Here is a 17,257-nt window from a genome sequence, read left to right on the forward strand (position 1 = left end):
CATGGCTTTACCGCTGAAGATCACCCTGGTCGCCGCGCTGCTGCTGCTCACCGCTTGTCGCAGTGATCCTATTCAATTTCACACCCTGGTCCCGACCCAATCGGGCAACCACTCGAAGTCCGCCATGGCGGACATCCAGATCGAAGCGATCAGCGTACCGCCCCAAGTCGATCGCCCGCAGATCGTCATCCGCCAGGGCAACAGTGGCCTGGCGATCCTGGAAAGCCAGTGGTGGGCCGCGAGCCTGGTGGATGAGTTGAGCAGCGCGTTGAAGGATCAACTGGTCAACAGCAATTCCCAACGCAAGATGTCGGTACGCCTCGATGTGCAGCGCTTCGACTCGATTCCCGGGCAGTACGGGCTGATCGACGTCAAATGGCGCCTGCGCAGTCCGGGCGAAAGCGATAGCGCGCTGGTGACGTGCCGCAGCACCTTACAGACGCCTTCAGGGCCGAGCATCGATGATTTGGTGGCGGCCCATCAGAACAACGTCAAACGGCTGGCCGCGCTGATCACCCAGGCCGCGAATGGAACACCAAGAGGTTGCCCGCCCTCCCAGTGACTTGACGATTTTTCTCATCCGGCGCAGGACATTTTCCACGCTTAAACCTGCAAATGATTCGTATTGACCTACAATAATTGACGACCGCCCCGGTCACGTCTGCGTGCACGATTCTAAAAACAGGAGCTGCCCGGCATGACCCCCCCTATCCCGTCTTTTCTTAAACTCGCCGTGCTGACGGCCGCGCTGATGAGCGCCGGCCATGGGTATGCCGCCGATGCCGACGGCATCGTGGTCTACAACGCCCAGCACGAAAGCCTGACCAAAGCCTGGATTGCAGGCTTCACCAAGGAAACCGGGATCAAGGTCACCGTGCGCAATGGTGACGACACCGAGATGGGCAATCAGATCGTGCAGGAAGGCGCGTCCTCCCCGGCGGATGTGTTCCTGACCGAGAACTCCCCGGCCATGGTACTGGTCGACAACGCCGGGCTGTTCGCGCCCGTGGCACCGGCGACCCTTGAACAAGTCGACGCGGCCTACCGTCCGGCCCACGGCAAATGGGTGGCCATTGCCGCGCGCTCCACGGTCTTCGTCTACAACCCGGGCAAACTGCCGGAAGCCGAATTGCCCAAGTCACTGATGGACCTCGCCGGTCCGGACTGGAAGGGCCGCTGGGGCGCTTCGCCGGCCGGCGCCGACTTCCAGGCGATCGTCGCCGCCGTGTTGGCACTCAAGGGTGAAGCCGCGACCCTCGAGTGGTTGAAAGGGATGAAAAGCAACTTTACCGCGTACCGGGGCAACAGTGCCGTGCTCAAGGCGGTCAATGCCGGCCAGATCGACAGCGGCGTGATCTACCACTATTACCGCTTCGGCGACCAGGCCAAGACCGGTGAAAACAGCAAGAACACCGCCCTGCACTACTTCAAGCACCAGGATCCCGGTGCCTTTGTCAGCCTGTCCGGTGGCGGCGTCCTGGCGTCCAGCACACACAAGGATCAGGCTCAGGCCTTCCTCAAGTGGGTGACCGGCACAGACGGCCAGGCCATCCTCAAGACCGGCAATTCGTTCGAATACGCGGTGGGCAAAAACGCCGAATCCAACCCTAAACTGGTGCCTTTGCAGCAGCTTGACGCGCCGAAAGTCGACGCTTCAACACTCGACAGTAAAAAAGCCGTGGAGCTGATGACTCAGGCCGGACTGCTTTAATTGATGCCTGAAACACTACCGGCGGCTGTCGCAGAGGCGATCCCGCCCCATTTACACCGACGCTCCCGTGGTCTTTTTGCGGGACTCGGCGGTGCGTGGGTGATCGGCTTGTCGGTGCTGGTGTCGCTGCTGGCCCTGCTGCCGATCGCTTTTGTCATCGGAGTGTCCTTCGAGACTGGCTGGTCGAGCCTGGTGCCGCTGATCTTCCGGCCACGGGTCGGCGAGTTATTGATCAACACCCTGTTGCTGGTGGTGATCACGATTCCCTTGTGTGTAATGCTCGGCGTGGCCCTGGCCTGGCTCACCGAGCGTACCGATCTGCCGGGGCGGCGCTGCTGGTCGTTGTTGGCCACGGCGCCGCTGGCAGTCCCCGCCTTCGTCCACAGCTATGCCTGGGTCAGCCTGGTGCCACCGATTCACGGCCTGTTTGCCGCCGTTCTGGTGTCGGTGATCGCCTACTTCCCGTTCCTGTACCTGCCCATTGCGGCCTCCCTGCGGCGGATCGACCCGACCATCGAAGATGTCGCAGAGTCTCTGGGGCTCAAGCCCTGGGCGGTATTTTTCCGGGTGGTGCTGCCGCAATTGCGCCTGGCCATCTGCGGCGGCGCCTTGCTGGTGGGGCTGCACCTGCTGGCCGAATATGGCCTGTACGCGATGATCCGCTTCGACACCTTTACCACGGCGATCTTCGATCAGTTCAAGTCAACCTTCAACGGGCCCGCCGCCCATATGCTGGCCGGGGTGCTCGCCTTGTGTTGCCTGGCGATGCTGACCGTCGAATCGGCCGCGCGTGGCCACGCACGCTATGCCCGCGTCGGGTCGGGCAGCCCCCGCGAACAGCGGATCGTGCGCCTGTCTGCCGGGCCAACCGTACTGGCGCTGACCTTGCAGATCGTGACCTGCGCCCTGGCGCTGGGGGTGCCGTTGATCACCTTGGGCAAGTGGCTGATCGCTGGCGGCACGCAAGTCTGGCAATTGTCCGAGCTGCTGCCGGCGCTGCAACAGACCGTGCTCCTGGGCATCAGCGGCGCGCTATTGACCACTTTGGCGGCCATCCCGATTGCCTGGCTGTCGATTCGCTCGCCGGGCCGGCTGCAGCGCGTGCTGGAAAGCTGCAACTACATCACCAGCTCGTTGCCGGGGATTGTCGTGGCCCTGGCGCTGGTGACCCTCACGATTCAATTCGCCCGGCCGATTTACCAGACCACCATCACGGTGCTGCTGGCTTATCTGCTGATGTTCTTGCCCCGGGCGCTGGTGAGTTTGCGTGCCGGTATTGCCCAGGCACCGATCGAGTTGGAAAACATGGCCCGCAGCCTCGGTCGCTCGCCCGCCCGGGCGCTGTGGCTGATCACCTTGCGCCTGGCCGCACCGGGCGTTGCCGCGGGGGCCGCGCTGGTGTTCCTGGCGATTACCAATGAACTGACGGCCACCCTGCTGCTTGCGCCGAACGGTACGCGCACCCTGGCGACCGGGTTCTGGGCGTTGACCAGCGAAATCGATTATGCCGCCGCGGCGCCCTATGCCCTGCTGATGATCGTGCTGTCATTGCCGCTGACCGGCATTCTTTATCATCAATCCAAGCGAACGGCGGGCCGATGAACGCTCTCGATCTGCACTCGATCTGCAAATCCTATGGTGCCCAGACGGCCCTGGAAAACGTCAGCCTGTCGGTGCCCGCGGGCAGCCGCACAGTGATTGTCGGCCCTTCGGGCTCGGGCAAGACCACCTTGCTGCGCATGATCGCCGGCTTCGAATTCCCCGATTCGGGCCGCCTTCTGCTCAATGGCCGCACGCTGGTCGACAGCACCCATGAGGTGCCCGCCCACCAACGATTGATCGGCTATGTGCCTCAGGATGGTGCCCTGTTCCCGCACATGACCGTCGCCGCCAACATCGGCTTCGGGCTGTCGACCCGGGGCCTGGAAAAACAGGCGCGTATCGCCGAACTGATGGACAGCGTGGCGCTCGACGCCAGCATGGCCAAACGTTGGCCCCACGAGCTTTCCGGCGGCCAGCAGCAACGGGTGGCACTGGCGCGCGCCCTGGCCCAGCAGCCGCGGCTGATGCTGCTGGACGAACCGTTTTCGGCACTGGACACCGGCTTGCGCGCCGCCATGCGCAAATTGGTCGCGCGGCTGCTGGCCGATGCGGGCGTCACCACCATTCTGGTCACCCATGACCAGAGTGAAGCGTTGTCGTTTGCCGATCAGCTGGCGGTGATGCGTCAGGGCCGACTGGTGCAGTCGGGCCATCCGCTGGACCTGTACCGCTATCCCGACGATGAACAGACCGCCCTGTTTCTCGGCGATGCGGTGGTCATGCCGGCACGGATCGAAGCGGGCTGGGCCCATTGCGACCTGGGGCGGATTCCGGTCAACAATCACCGCAACAACCAATGCGCGCAGATCATGTTGCGGCCCGAGCAATTGCACCTGGTCAGCATCCAGACCCATTCGAAAGAGGCCCTCGGCTGCCGTGCCGTGGTGACCGAGCGCGATTTCAGCGGCAATACCTGCACCTTGACCGTGGAGTTGCAGTCGCACAAAAGCGCGCAACAGCCAGGCCGAACCTTGATGGTGCGCAGTTCCGGGTTGTATGCGCCCCCCATGGGCAGCGCCGTTCATGTCTCGATGATCGGCCACGCCCACGTGCTGAGCGAAGCCTGAACCCCTGCCCTCACAGATCGAAGCGATCAACCGCCCGACGCCGCTCGTTGTCATCGCGCACATCGTAGTTGGCGGTGGTTTGAATGTTGCTGTGATGCGCCAGCTTCTGGGCGATCGACAAGTCATGCTCCTCGATCACCCGGGTAATGAACGAGCGCCGAAAGTCATGGGGCATGATCTTCACCCCGACTTGCGCGCCGCGCTGGCGGGCAATGTAATAGATCGCGTGCTTGGTGATGCGTTCGCGGGTGATGTGACTGCCGCGGCGGATGCGATTGAACAGGAATGGATCGTCGGTTTCGCCTTCCTTGAGTTGCGAGCGGCGCAGCTCCAGCCAGGCATCCAGTTTGGCGAAGGCCCAGGCCGGTGCGTACTTGATTAACTGCTTGTTGCCCTTGGCGGTGACCCGCAGGCTGCGTTCGGCGAAGTCGACCTGATTGAGGTCCAGGTTCACCGATTCCGACTTGCGCATCCCCGAGCCGTACAGAATCCCGATGATCGCCGCGTCCCGCAGGCCTTGTGGCCGAGGATCGGCGGCGCAGACCGCCATCATCTCCTGGATCAGCGAGCGCCGCAGATTGCGTCCCTGGGACAGCCGGGTGCCGGAGATGCCCTTGACCGAGCGCATTTTCAGCAGGTGTTCCTGACTGATCAGGCTCATGCGCCACGCCTCGTTCATCACCCCGCGCACGGCGTTGACGTACAGCGACGAGGTGTTGGGCGCGTAGCCATCCGCGCGCAAGGTGGCCACCAGCGCGATGACATCTTCGGGCTGCAACTCATGCCAGGGGATCTCCTCGACATTCATGTCTTCGAAACCCAGGCGGTCGGCCGCGTCCTGCAAGACGTAGCGCATGGTCAACTGGCTGGACGGGGCCAGTCGCGCCAAGTACAGGGTCAGCGGATTGATTTTTGGCGTAGGGGCAACAACAGCGGGTAAGTCAGTCAAACGAAACGGCCTTGAATGAAAAGTCCAAAGGAAAAGCACAACGATAGATGAAAAACTGGCGGTTACGCTGCCGGGCGTGGCCGGGAATGTGAATTGTCGCGCCCGGCAGGTCAAGGTTAACGCGATAGATGAACTGAAACATGGCGCTGCTACTCCTGAATGGGTGTCGATCAGGACAGGAGAGCCTCCATGAAAATCAGTGTGTTCGGTAGCGGTTACGTGGGCCTGGTGCAAGCCGCCGTCCTGGCTGAAGTCGGCCACGACGTGGTGTGCATGGACATTGACCCGCAGAAAGTCGAGTTGTTGCAGCAAGGCCATGTGAGCATTTTCGAACCGGGACTGGCCGGCCTGGTGCGGGAAAACCTGGACGCCGGGCGGCTGCAGTTCACCACTGACGAGAAACGCGCGGTGCAACATGGCCAGGTGCTGTTCATTGCCGTCGGCACACCGTCCCGGGCCGATGGCTCGGCGGATTTGCGCCAGGTGATGGCAGTCGGTGAAGCCGTGGCGCGTCATCGCGAACTACCGGTGATCCTGGTGGAAAAGTCCACGGTCCCGGTGGGCACCGGCGATGCCTTGCGCGCGCATATCGACAAGTACCTGCTCAAGGTCGGCCGGCTGCTGCAGTTCGATATCGTCTCCAACCCGGAGTTTTTGAAGGAAGGCTCTGCGGTCGCCGATTGCCGGCGCCCGGACCGGATCATCATCGGCTGCGAACGCGATGACATACGCGAGGTGATGCGTGACCTCTATGGGCCGTTCAACCGCAATCACGACCGCATCATGTTCATGGACCTGCGCAGCGCGGAACTGACCAAGTACGCCGCCAACTGCATGCTGGCGACCAAGATCAGCTTCATCAACCAGATCGCCGAACTGGCCGAACACCTGGGCGCCGACATCGAATCGGTACGGCTGGGCATCGGTGCCGACTCGCGCATCGGTTACCACTTCATCTACCCCGGCTGCGGTTACGGCGGCTCGTGTTTCCCCAAGGACATGCGTGCCTTGATCCACAGCGCCGCACAAGCGCATTGCTCCAGCGACCTGCTGCAAGCGGTGGAGGCCATCAACCAGCGGCAGAAACACAAGCTGTTCGAGCGGATCAACGCGTTCTACCAGGGTAACTTGCGCGGCAGGACCTTTGCCCTGTGGGGCCTGGCGTTCAAGCCCAACACCGATGACATGCGCGATGCGCCGAGCCGGGTGCTGCTGGAAGCGCTGTGGGCCGCCGGGGCCAATGTGCGGGCGTTCGACCCGGAAGCCATGCCGGAAACACGGCGGTTGTATCCCGATCAATCGAAGTTGATGCTGATGGGTACCCCGGAAGCGGTTTTGGTCGGTGCCGACGCGTTGATCATCTGCACGGAATGGCAGCAGTTCAAGGCGCCGGATTTCAACCTGATCCAGCAGCGGCTCAACCGGCCTGTGATCTTCGATGGCCGCAACCTGTATGACGCCGAACGCCTGGCGCGGGCCGGTTTCATGTACTTCCCGATGGGGCGCGGTGAATCGCGCAAATTGCCGATTCCGCTGCAACAATGGCCCGTGGCGCACGTCGTCGCCCAATAACCAAACACGCCCCCCTTGTAGGCGCTGGCTTGCCAGCGAAGGCGGCCTCAAGCCCTGCATCGCCCATGCAGACGCCTTCGCCAGCAAGCCGGCTCCTACAGGGATTCGGCGTAGACCACCATTCATTTGTACACCGGTGATCCTTGTAGGAGCTGGCTTGCCAGCGAAGGCGGCCTCAAGCCTTGCAGCGCCCATGCAGACGCCTTCGCCGGCAAGCCGGCTCCTACAGGGTTTAGCGTTGACCATATCTATCGGTACACCGGTAATCCCTTGTAGGCGCTGGCTTGCCAGCGAAGGCGGCCTCAAGCCCTGCATCGCCCATGCAGACGCCTTCGCCGGCAAGCCGGCTCCTACAGGGTTTAGCGTTGACCATATCTATCGGTACACCGATGATCCCTTGTAGGAGCTGGCTTGCCAGCGAAGGCGGCCTCAAGCCATGCATCGCCCATGCAGACGCCTTCGCCAGCAAGCCGGCTCCTACACAGGGTTCGGCGTTTTTCACAAACCATCAGCAATCAAGCTGGCACTTTCAAATCGACGCCCAACGCCTGGGCAAACGCTTTCACCAGCGGACTGCGCACGGTGGTTCGCCACCTGCCGCGATGTCGCCCGCTGGTGGCTCAAGGAGCATCACCATGGCTGATTCCACCGTCTGGCCCAAGGGCTACCGCTGCGCCGTGGTGCTGACCGTCGATTACAACGATGTCCACGGCATCCTGACGCAAGCCCCTGAAGTCGCCGGACGCGACAATCTTCGTCGATACCCTGGCGCCAGAGGAACTGCGCGGCAGTTACTACGGCGCACAGAACCTCGCTGCCCTCGGCGGGGCCTTGAGTCCGGTAATCTGCGGTTACCTGCTGCTGCACTCCCCTGCGCCTACCATGTTCTATGCCTTGAGCGCGCTGACGGCCATGGGCGGGTTCCTGTGTTTCATGAGTGGGCGTCGGGTCGCCATACTTCAGAAATAATGAATTGAAGCTTCATTAATATGAATTTGTCAGCATCAGGATTGAACGGCACACTGTGCCGGTTCCTCCCCCAATAGTTGGAACACCTTCAAGGGCTTTCTGGGTATCCCAGCTAAGCCTTTTTTTTGCCTCGATTTTTTCTACGGATCCTGTGCCTCATGCTTGCTCGCTGGTTACCCGCTGCCATCAATACCCGTCCTTCCGAATGGAGCCGCGCCGCCATCGGCATGTCCCTGGGCACGATGTTCAGCGTCTGGGTCTGCAGCCAGGTATTCGGCATGCCAGTAGCGCAGCATCTGATCGGCCCGCTGGGTGCCTCGGCCGTGTTGCTGTTCGCCGTGTCCTCTGGCGCGCTGGCCCAGCCCTGGTCGATTCTGGGCGGGTATTTGAGCGCCGGGGTGGTTTCGTTGCTGGTCGCGCATGTGCTCGGACGGACCCTTGGCAGCGCATGCCTGGCAGCGGGCATGGCGCTGATTCTGATGTGCTGGCTGCGTTGCCTGCATCCGCCTGCCGGAGCGCTGGCGTTGCTGATGGTGCTGGCGGACCCGGCGACCATCGCCCTGGACTGGAAAGCCCTCGGCCCGGTGATGCTCAGCGGCTCGACCATGCTGCTCTGCGCCCTGGCCTATAACAACCTGACACGCATCCGTTACCCCAAGCGTGCCAGCGAACCGGTTGCCGTGGTGCCGGCCGATCACTCGCCGATTGACAACCAGGCCATCACTGCCCAAGACCTGAAACTGGCCCTGGCGGAGATGGAAGCGTTCTTCGACGTGACCCCCGAAGATCTGGAACAACTGATCCATATCAGTGAGTTGCACGCCAAACGTCGCAGTATTGGTGAAGTGTTTTCCAAGAAAGGTTGAAGTTCAAAAGATCGCAGCCTCTGCAGGAGCTGCCGCAGGCTGCGATCTTTGGATCTGGCGTTAAGGCAAAAACGCAAACTGACCCTGCACATATCCCGGTTGTAAATCACAAATTTGCACTGGTACGATCCAGCATCGCTCGCGTGCGAGCTTGTCTGTAAAGAACAATAAAAGCAGGGAGTTACTGATGACTGCTCAGGTTTATTCTCCGGGGACTACGTCCATGGATGCCACGCAAAACGAAGTGCTGGCCGAAGTTCGCAACCATATCGGTCACCTGACTCTCAATCGCCCCGCCGGCCTCAATGCCCTGACCCTGGACATGGTGCGCACGCTGCAGCGTCAGCTCGACGTCTGGGCGCAGGACTCGCAGGTGCATGCGGTGGTATTGCGCGGTGCGGGCGAGAAGGCTTTCTGTGCCGGCGGCGATATTCGCTCGCTGTACGACAGCTTCAAGAACGGCGACACCCTGCACGAGGACTTCTTCGTCGAGGAGTACGCCCTCGACCTCGCGATTCACCACTACCGCAAACCGGTCCTGGCGTTGATGGACGGTTTCGTCCTGGGCGGCGGCATGGGCCTGGTGCAAGGCGCCGACTTGCGGGTGGTCACCGAGAAAAGCCGTCTGGCGATGCCCGAAGTCGCGATCGGTTATTTCCCGGACGTCGGCGGCAGCCACTTCCTGTCGCGGATTCCTGGCGAACTGGGCATTTACCTCGGCGTCAGCGGCGTGCAGATCCGTGCGGCGGACGCGCTCTATTGCGGCTTGGCCGACTGGTATCTGGACAGCAGCAAGCTAGGCACCCTGGACGAGCAGCTCGATCGGCTGCAATGGCAAGACTCGCCGCTCAAGGACCTGCAAGGCTTGCTGGCGACGGTTGCGGTGCAACAACTGCCTGACGCGCCGTTGAGCGTATTGCGCCCGGCCATCGATCACTTCTTCGCCCTGCCCGATGTGCCGAGTATTGTTGAGCAACTGCGTGAAGTAACGGTCGCCGACAGCCATGAGTGGGCCGTGGCCACCGCCGACCTGCTGCAAAGCCGTTCGCCGCTGGCCATGGCTGTGACCCTGGAAATGTTGCGCCGCGGTCGGCACCTGAGCCTGGAAGACTGCTTCGCCCTTGAGCTGCACCTGGACCGGCAGTGGTTCGCGCGCGGCGACCTGATCGAAGGCGTGCGCGCCTTGCTGATCGACAAAGACAAGAGCCCGCGCTGGAACCCGCCGACCTTGCAGGCGCTGGACGCCGGGCACGTCGCGAGTTTTTTCAGCGGGTTCGACCCAAGCCGGAGCTGAGCCATGCACGATATCGAATTGAGCGAAGAACAAGTCATGATCCGCGACATGGCCCGGGACTTTGCCCGCGGCGAAATCGCGCCCCACGCCAAGGCCTGGGAAAAGGCCGGCTGGATCGACGATGGCCTGGTCGCGAAAATGGGCGAACTGGGCCTGCTGGGCATGGTGGTGCCCGAAGAATGGGGCGGCACCTATGTCGACTACGTCGCCTACGCCCTGGCCGTGGAAGAAATCTCTGCCGGCGACGGCGCCACCGGCGCGCTGATGAGCATCCACAACTCGGTGGGCTGCGGACCGGTGCTGAACTACGGCAGCGAAGAACAGAAACAGACCTGGCTGCCGGACCTGGCGAGCGGCCAGGCCATCGGCTGCTTCTGCCTGACCGAACCCCAGGCCGGTTCCGAAGCCCACAACCTGCGCACCCGCGCCGAATTGCTCGATGGCCAGTGGGTCATCAACGGCGCCAAGCAATTCGTCAGCAACGGCAAACGGGCGAAACTGGCGATTGTCTTTGCGGTGACCGATCCGGATCTGGGCAAACGCGGCATTTCGGCGTTCCTGGTGCCCACGGACACGGCAGGTTTCATCGTCGACCGCACCGAACACAAGATGGGCATCCGTGCTTCCGATACCTGCGCGGTGACCCTGAACAACTGCACGATCCCCGAAGCCAACCTGCTCGGCGAACGCGGCAAAGGCCTGGCCATCGCCCTGTCGAACCTCGAAGGGGGCCGCATCGGGATTGCCGCGCAGGCGTTGGGGATTGCGCGTGCGGCGTTTGAAGCGGCGCTGGCCTATTCGCGGGATCGGGTGCAGTTCGACAAACCGATCATCGAGCACCAGAGCATTGCCAATATGCTGGCCGATATGCACACGCGCCTGAACGCGGCGCGGTTGCTGATCCTGCATGCCGCGCGCCTGCGCAGTGCCGGCAAGCCTTGCCTGTCGGAGGCCTCACAGGCGAAGCTGTTTGCCTCGGAAATGGCCGAGAAGGTCTGTTCGTCGGCGATGCAGATTCACGGCGGGTATGGGTATCTGGAGGATTACCCGGTGGAGCGTTATTACCGGGATGCGCGGATCACGCAGATTTATGAAGGGTCGAGCGAGATACAGCGGATGGTGATTGCCCGCGAACTGAAAAATTATCTGGTGTGATGCCCTAAAGCTTCGCTGGCAAGCCAGCTCCTACAGGGGAATGCGTACCCCTGTAGGAGCTGGCTTGCCAGCGAAAGCGTCCGCAAGAACGCTACATCACTTCCCTTTGAATTCAGCCTCACGCTTGGCAATAAACGCCGCCATCCCTTCCTTCTGATCCTGCGTCGCAAACGCCGCATGGAACACCCGACGCTCAAAGCGCACGCCTTCCGACAGGCTCACTTCAAAGGCGCGGTTGACGCTCTCCTTGACCATCATCGCAATCGGCAGCGACTTCGCGGCAATCTTGGCCGCGACTTTCAGTGCTTCTTCCAGCAGTTCATCCGCCGGTACGATCCGCGCGACGATCCCGCAACGCTCGGCTTCCACCGCGTCGATCAGGCGGCCGCTGAGGCACATTTCCATGGCCTTGGCCTTGCCCACGGCGCGGGTCAGGCGCTGGGTGCCGCCCATGCCCGGGAGCACGCCAAGGTTGATTTCCGGTTGACCGAACTTCGCGTTGTCACCCGCCAGGATGAAATCGCACATCAACGCCAGCTCACAACCACCGCCCAAGGCAAAACCGTTGACCGCGGCGATGATCGGCTTGCGGCGGTTGGCCACGCGGTCGCTGTCGCTGAACAGATCGTCAAGGTAGATCTGCGGGTAGGTCAGCTCGGCCATTTCCTTGATGTCGGCGCCGGCGGCGAAGGCTTTTTTCGAGCCGGTCAGCACGATGCAGCCGATATTCGAGTCGGCCTCCAGGCCGTCGAGGGCCTGGTTCAGTTCGCTGACGATCTGCGCATTCAACGCGTTCAACGCCTGCGGACGGTTGAGGGTAATCAAGCCCACGCGACCCTGGGTTTCCAGCAAAATCGTTTCGTAACTCATGTATGACTCCGTTTATAGATTGCGCGAAATGACCATGCGCTGAATATCGCTGGTGCCTTCGTAGATCTGGCAGACACGCACGTCGCGATAGATCCGCTCCAAAGGGAAATCGTTCAAATAACCGTAACCGCCAAGGGTTTGCAAGGCCGATGAGCATACCTTCTCGGCCATTTCCGAGGCGAACAGTTTGGCCATCGATGCTTCGACCAAGGCCGGTTTGCCGCTGTCACGCAGCGCTGCAGCGTAATGCACCATCTGCCGGGCCACGGCGATCTGGGTGGCCATATCCGCCAGGCGGAACGCTACGGCCTGGTGTTCAATGATCGGCTTGCCGAAGCTCTCGCGCTCGCGGGCATAGTCGCGGGCCGCTTCGAACGCGGCACGGGCCATGCCCACCGATTGCGAGGCGATGCCGACACGGCCGCCTTCGAGGTTGGCCAGGGCGATCCGATACCCTTCGCCCTCCTCGCCCAGACGGTTGGCCAGCGGCACTTTCACGTCTTCGAACAGAATCTGGCAGGTGTCGGACGCGTGCTGACCCAGCTTGTCCTCGACCCGTGCGACTTTGTAGCCTGGCGAGTCGGTCGGCACGATGAACGCGCTGATGCCACGCTTGCCGGCAGCCGGATCAGTCACGGCGAAGACGATCACCACCCCGGCGTTTTGCCCCGACGTGATGAACTGCTTGCAGCCGTTGAGCACGTAATGGTCGCCGTTCAGCCTGGCGCGGGTTTTCAGGCCACTGGCATCGGAGCCAGCCTGGGGTTCGGTCAGGGCGAAGGCACCCAGCATCGCGCCGCTGGCCAGCGGTTTGAGGAAGCGCTCTTTCTGCTCGTCGTTGCCGTACTTGAGGATCGGCACGCAGCCCACCGAGTTGTGTACGCTCATGATGGTCGAGCAGGACCCGTCACCGGCGGCGATTTCCTCCAGGGCCATGGCGTAGGCCAGGTAACCGGTGTCGCAACCGCCCCACTCTTCCGGCACCAGCATGCCGAAGAAGCCCAGCTGTGCCATCTCGCCGATGGCTTCCTTGGGGAAGCGGTGTTCGCGGTCCCATTCTGCGGCGAACGGTTTCAGCCGTTCCTCGGCGAACTGCCGGGCCATATCGCGGATTTGTTGTTGGTCGTCATTGGGGATCATGGCCAGTCCTTAAAAAATAAGCCGAATGCGAAAATCTGTAGGAGCTGGCTTGCCAGCGAAGAGGCCGTGTCAGTCGACATTAATGTTGAATGACACACCGCATTCGCTGGCAAGCCAGCTCCTACAGGGATTGGTGTCAGCCTCAGTACAGGCATTCCACGGCCATGGCCGTCGCTTCACCGCCACCGATGCAGATCGCCGCAACACCACGCTTCAGGCCTTTCTGGCGCAGGGCCGAGAGCAGGGTCACGAGGATCCGCGCACCGGACGCACCGATCGGGTGACCCAGGGCGCAAGCGCCGCCGTGCACGTTGATCTTCTCGTGGGGGATTTCCAGTTTGGTCATGGTCACCAGGCTGACCACGGCGAAGGCTTCGTTGACTTCCACCAGATCGACTTCGTCCAGGGACCAGCCGGTTTTCTGCATCAGTTTCTTGATCGCGCCCACCGGAGCCACCGGGAACAAGCCCGGGGTATCGGCAAACGCGGCGTGGCCGTGAATCACCGCCAAGGGTTTCAGGCCGCGCTTCTCGGCTTCGGAACGGCGCATCAGCACCAGTGCCGCGGCGCCGTCGGAGATCGAACTGGAGTTTGCCGCAGTGACCGTGCCACCGTCGCGGAACGCCGGTTTCAGCGAGGCGATCTTGTCCAGCCTGGCTTTCGGCGGCTGCTCGTCGTGGCTGATCAGCACCTGCTCTTTGCCGACAGTCACGGTGAGCGGCACGATCTCGTCCTTGAAGCTGCCGTCCTTGATCGCCTGCTGTGCGCGGGTGGTCGAGGCAATGGCAAACGCGTCCTGGGCTTCACGGGTGAAACCGTGGGTTTCGGCGCAATCCTCGGCGAAGGTGCCCATCAAGCGGCCCTTGTCATAGGCGTCTTCCAGGCCGTCGAGGAACATGTGGTCGAGTACGCGACCGTGGCCCATGCGGTAACCGCTGCGCGCGCGGTCCAGCAGGTACGGCGCGTTGGACATGCTTTCCATGCCGCCGGCGACCACCACCTCGGCGCTGCCGGCCACCAGCATGTCATGCGCAAGAATGGCCGCTTCCATGCCCGAGCCGCACATCTTGTTCAGGGTGGTGCAGCGGGTCGATTTGTCCAGGCCGGCGCCGAGGGCGGCCTGCCGTGCAGGCGCCTGGCCGAGGCCGGCGGGCAGTACGCAGCCAAACAGCACTTCTTCAACCGCATCCGGCGCAATACCGGCGCGTTCAACCGCGGCCTTGATCGCTGCCGCACCGAGTTGCGGTGCGGTCAGGCTTTTCAGTTCGCCCTGGAACCCGCCCATCGGGGTGCGGACGGCGCTGACGATAACAATTGGATCGTTGGCAATAGTCATGACAAATCCTCTTTACTTGGCGGCCATGCGCAAGGCGCCGTCGAGACGGATCACCTCGCCATTGAGCATGCTGTTTTCAATGATATGCCTGACCAGGCCGGCATACTCGTCCGGTTTGCCCAGGCGCGGCGGAAACGGCACGCCGGCGGCCAGCGACGCGCGGACTTCCGGAGTCATGCCAGCCATCATCGGCGTTTCGAAAATCCCCGGGGCGATGGTCATCACGCGGATGCCGAAGCGCGCCAGTTCACGGGCGGCGGGCAAGGTCAGGCTGACGATCGCGCCTTTGGAGGCCGCATAGGCGGCCTGGCCGATCTGGCCATCGTATGCCGCTGCGGAGGCGGTGTTGATGATCACCCCGCGCTCGCCATCGGCATCCGCTTCGGTCTCGGCAATCGCCGCCGCCGCCAGGCGCAGCATGTTGAAGCTGCCGATCAGGTTGACGTTGATCACCTGGCTGAAATTGGCCAGCACATGCGGGCCGGTCTTGCCGAGGATTTTCTCGCCACGCACGATGCCGGCGCAGTTGACCAGGCCATTGAGCCCGCCGAACGCCTTGACCGTGGCCTGCACCGCGGCTTCGGCCGCCGCTTCGCTGCTGATATCGGCCACCACGCTGTGCGCGCCCAGACGTTGCGCCTGAGCGGCAACCGCCTCGGCGTTCATGTCCACCAGCATGACTTTTGCACCGGCCGCGACCAGCATTTCAGCGGTGGCGGCACCGAGACCGGACGCACCGCCGGTGACGAGAAAAACCTTGTTTGCGATCTGCATCATGGTGTCCTTGGATTCAAGCTGAAGGGTTCTTCGCCGCAGCCTCTTGAGCCTTGGCGATCTCCTGGTTGCGCAAGATAAAGCGCTGCAACTTGCCGCTTGGGGTTTTCGGCAACTCGCTGACAAATTCGATTTCACGGGGGTATGAGTGCGCGGCCAGGCGCTTGCGCACGTGTTGGCGCAGTTCTTCGGCCAACTCCGGCTCCGGGCGGTATTGCGCGCTGAGCACCACGAAGGCTTTGACCAGTTCGGTGCGCTCCGGGTCGGGTTTGCCGACCACCGCGGCTTCGACCACCGCCGGGTGTTCGATCAGCGCGCTTTCGACGTCGAACGGGCCGACCCGGTAGCCGGAGGTGGTGATCACATCGTCACTGCGGCCGACGAAGCTGATGCTGCCGTCCGGGTTCCACTCGACGGTGTCGCCGCTCAGGTAATAGTTGCCGACGAAAGCCTTGGTCGGCGCACCTTCGTAACCGCCGAACCAGCACATCGGCGACTGGGTGCGATCGATGGCCAGGATGCCTGGTTGGCCGACGCCGAGTTCCTTGTATTCCTCGTCCAGCACCACGACGCGATGGCCCGGCGAGGCGAATCCGGCGGCGCCCATGTGGATCGGATGCTCCAGGCCATGGTGATTGCACAGCACCATGCCCAGTTCGGTCTGGCCGTAATGATCGTGGATCACCACGCCGAGGTTGTCGGCGAACCAGCGGATCACTTCCGGGTTCAGCGGCTCGCCGGCACTGCTGACGATGCGCAGCTTGCCCTTGATCGAGCGGGCGAACTCGTTGCCACCGGCGATCAACAGGCGATAGGCGGTCGGCGAGCCGGTGAGGTTGGTGATCGCGTATTTGTTGATCACCCGGCAGGTGCTTTCGAGGGTGAACGGACCATCGTAGAAGGTGATCGGGTGGCCCATTGACATCGGCCCGGTGACACCGAAATAGATGCCATAGGCCCAGCCCGGATCGGCGACGTTCCAGAACGCATCTTCAGGGCGCAAGTCCACGGCGTCACGGGTGTAGCTCTGGAAGGCAACGATGGCCTTGAGCGGCACCGACAGCGCTTTGGACGGGCCGGTGGTGCCCGAGGTGAACATCAGCAGGAACGGGTCTTCGCCGGTCAGCAGCACCGGTTCGCACAGGGAGGAATAATTGGCCAGTTCGGCCCAGAGACTGTAATCGCCCCGGACGATGCCCTGGCCCTTGGGGCCGGCAACGGTGACGATGGTCGGACAGTCGGCCACTTCACTCAGTTTCGAGCGATTGACCGAGTCGGTGACCACCACTTTGGCGCCGGAGCTGCTCAGGCGGTGTTCGATGGCCTTGGGGCCGAACGCGGTGAACAACGGCTGATAGACCGCGCCGATGCGCCAGGTGGCGAACACGGTGATCAGCAACTCGATGTTACGCGGCAGCAGGCCGGCGACCTTGTCGCCCTTCTTCACGCCCTGGGCCAACAGAAAATTGGCGAATCGCGCCGCCTTGTCCTGCAAGTCGCTGAAGGTGTAAGTCGCGCTGGCGCCGTCGCGGCCTTCCCAGAACAGCGCGATGCGCCCCGGCAAGGCATGCCGGTCGCAACACTCGACACAGGCGTTGAGGGCCGTCAAATCGCCCGCGAGTGCGGCGTCGACGGTGTGCTGGTAATCGAACTGTGACGTGGCAGACAAGTAATCGCGCATTGCCAGAATCCCTGTGTCTTCTTATTAGGTTGGGGGGAACCGTAAGTAACAGGGAAATAGTCGCTCTGTGCGGGGAGCGGGACAATAGTCAAAGCTATCAAGTTGTGTGACTGGTTTGGCCAAGATCCAAAGGATGTGTTGCCTGGACTGACGCCTTCGCTGGCAAGCCAGCTCCTACAGTAATTGGCGTTGATCACACATTTCATGTACGCCGCAAAACCCTGTAGGAGCTGGCTTGCCAGCGAAGGCGTCAGGCCAGGCACCGCAAAGT

The 17,257-nt window shown here is 62.3% G+C and carries 15 protein-coding genes and 2 pseudogenes; 10 read left to right on the top strand and 7 right to left on the bottom strand.

Features of this window, described 5'->3' with window-relative positions; translation table 11 throughout:
• Window position 1 precedes the first annotated feature (1 nt).
• The 4 genes from ELQ88_RS17925 (at window position 2) to ELQ88_RS17940 (ending at window position 4,380) form a co-directional block, all read left to right on the top strand.
• The gene (locus ELQ88_RS17925; protein ID WP_138966720.1) at window positions 2-562 is read left to right on the top strand and encodes a PqiC family protein; all 561 of its coding nucleotides are present in this window, start codon (window positions 2-4) and stop codon (window positions 560-562) included.
• A 135-nt stretch (window positions 563-697) separates the two neighbouring features.
• Entirely contained in the window at window positions 698-1,711 is a 1,014-nt protein-coding gene (locus ELQ88_RS17930) for an iron ABC transporter substrate-binding protein (RefSeq protein ID WP_128872366.1), read from the top strand.
• Window positions 1,712-1,714: 3 nt separating this feature from the next.
• The gene (locus ELQ88_RS17935) at window positions 1,715-3,313 is read left to right on the top strand and encodes an iron ABC transporter permease (protein ID WP_138966722.1); all 1,599 of its coding nucleotides are present in this window, start codon (window positions 1,715-1,717) and stop codon (window positions 3,311-3,313) included.
• Window positions 3,310-4,380 carry an ABC transporter ATP-binding protein gene (locus ELQ88_RS17940; RefSeq protein WP_138966724.1) on the top strand — a complete coding sequence of 357 codons (1,071 nt, stop codon included), beginning with the start codon at window positions 3,310-3,312 and terminating at the stop codon, window positions 4,378-4,380. Before ELQ88_RS17935 ends, ELQ88_RS17940 begins: the two co-directional genes overlap by 4 nt.
• Before the next feature lie 10 nt (window positions 4,381-4,390).
• On the opposite strand, the gene ELQ88_RS17945 is transcribed toward ELQ88_RS17940, so the two are convergent.
• A complete protein-coding gene (locus ELQ88_RS17945; RefSeq protein WP_346342779.1) occupies window positions 4,391-5,329 on the bottom strand; it encodes a tyrosine-type recombinase/integrase in 939 nt (312 codons plus the stop codon).
• Window positions 5,322-5,471 (bottom strand): hypothetical protein, encoded by a 150-nt coding sequence (locus tag ELQ88_RS34150; RefSeq protein WP_161599974.1) that lies wholly within the window; start codon window positions 5,469-5,471, stop codon window positions 5,322-5,324. The genes ELQ88_RS17945 and ELQ88_RS34150 overlap by 8 nt, the downstream gene beginning before the upstream one ends.
• 47 nt (window positions 5,472-5,518) lie before the next feature.
• Here ELQ88_RS34150 and ELQ88_RS17950 point away from each other — a divergent pair, with 47 nt between their 5' ends.
• From ELQ88_RS17950 to ELQ88_RS17980, 6 genes and pseudogenes are all read left to right on the top strand, one after another.
• Complete coding sequence (locus tag ELQ88_RS17950; RefSeq protein WP_138966726.1) at window positions 5,519-6,901, top strand: UDP-glucose/GDP-mannose dehydrogenase family protein; 1,383 nt, start codon at window positions 5,519-5,521, stop codon at window positions 6,899-6,901.
• Window positions 6,902-7,536: 635 nt separating this feature from the next.
• Window positions 7,537-7,650: pseudogene (locus tag ELQ88_RS34715) on the top strand (polysaccharide deacetylase); the annotation flags it as partial.
• 1 nt (window position 7,651) lies between these two features.
• Window positions 7,652-7,870, top strand: a pseudogene (locus ELQ88_RS34720) (MFS transporter); the annotation flags it as partial.
• 158 nt (window positions 7,871-8,028) lie between these two features.
• Window positions 8,029-8,736, top strand: a complete 708-nt coding sequence (locus tag ELQ88_RS17970; protein WP_138966728.1) for an HPP family protein — start codon at window positions 8,029-8,031, stop codon at window positions 8,734-8,736.
• A 187-nt stretch (window positions 8,737-8,923) separates the two neighbouring features.
• The gene (locus tag ELQ88_RS17975; RefSeq protein ID WP_128872377.1) at window positions 8,924-10,030 is read left to right on the top strand and encodes an enoyl-CoA hydratase/isomerase family protein; all 1,107 of its coding nucleotides are present in this window, start codon (window positions 8,924-8,926) and stop codon (window positions 10,028-10,030) included.
• A gap of 3 nt (window positions 10,031-10,033) precedes the next feature.
• A complete protein-coding gene (locus ELQ88_RS17980) occupies window positions 10,034-11,185 on the top strand; it encodes an acyl-CoA dehydrogenase family protein (protein WP_138966730.1) in 1,152 nt (383 codons plus the stop codon).
• 96 nt (window positions 11,186-11,281) lie between these two features.
• On the opposite strand, the gene ELQ88_RS17985 is transcribed toward ELQ88_RS17980, so the two are convergent.
• The 5 genes from ELQ88_RS17985 to ELQ88_RS18005 form a co-directional block, all read right to left on the bottom strand.
• Entirely contained in the window at window positions 11,282-12,055 is a 774-nt protein-coding gene (locus ELQ88_RS17985; protein WP_138966732.1) for an enoyl-CoA hydratase, read from the bottom strand.
• Window positions 12,056-12,067: 12 nt separating this feature from the next.
• A complete protein-coding gene (locus ELQ88_RS17990) occupies window positions 12,068-13,195 on the bottom strand; it encodes an acyl-CoA dehydrogenase (protein WP_138966734.1) in 1,128 nt (375 codons plus the stop codon).
• 142 nt (window positions 13,196-13,337) lie between these two features.
• A complete protein-coding gene (locus ELQ88_RS17995; RefSeq protein ID WP_128872379.1) occupies window positions 13,338-14,531 on the bottom strand; it encodes an acetyl-CoA C-acyltransferase in 1,194 nt (397 codons plus the stop codon).
• Between the two features lie 12 nt (window positions 14,532-14,543).
• Window positions 14,544-15,305: an SDR family NAD(P)-dependent oxidoreductase gene (locus ELQ88_RS18000; RefSeq protein ID WP_128872380.1), complete on the bottom strand. Its 762-nt coding sequence runs from the start codon at window positions 15,303-15,305 to the stop codon at window positions 14,544-14,546.
• 16 nt (window positions 15,306-15,321) lie between these two features.
• The gene (locus ELQ88_RS18005) at window positions 15,322-16,986 is read right to left on the bottom strand and encodes an AMP-binding protein (protein ID WP_138966736.1); all 1,665 of its coding nucleotides are present in this window, start codon (window positions 16,984-16,986) and stop codon (window positions 15,322-15,324) included.
• Between the last annotated feature and the right edge of the window lie 271 nt (window positions 16,987-17,257).

Source organism: Pseudomonas sp. MPC6 (assembly GCF_006094435.1).
GTDB lineage: Bacteria > Pseudomonadota > Gammaproteobacteria > Pseudomonadales > Pseudomonadaceae > Aquipseudomonas.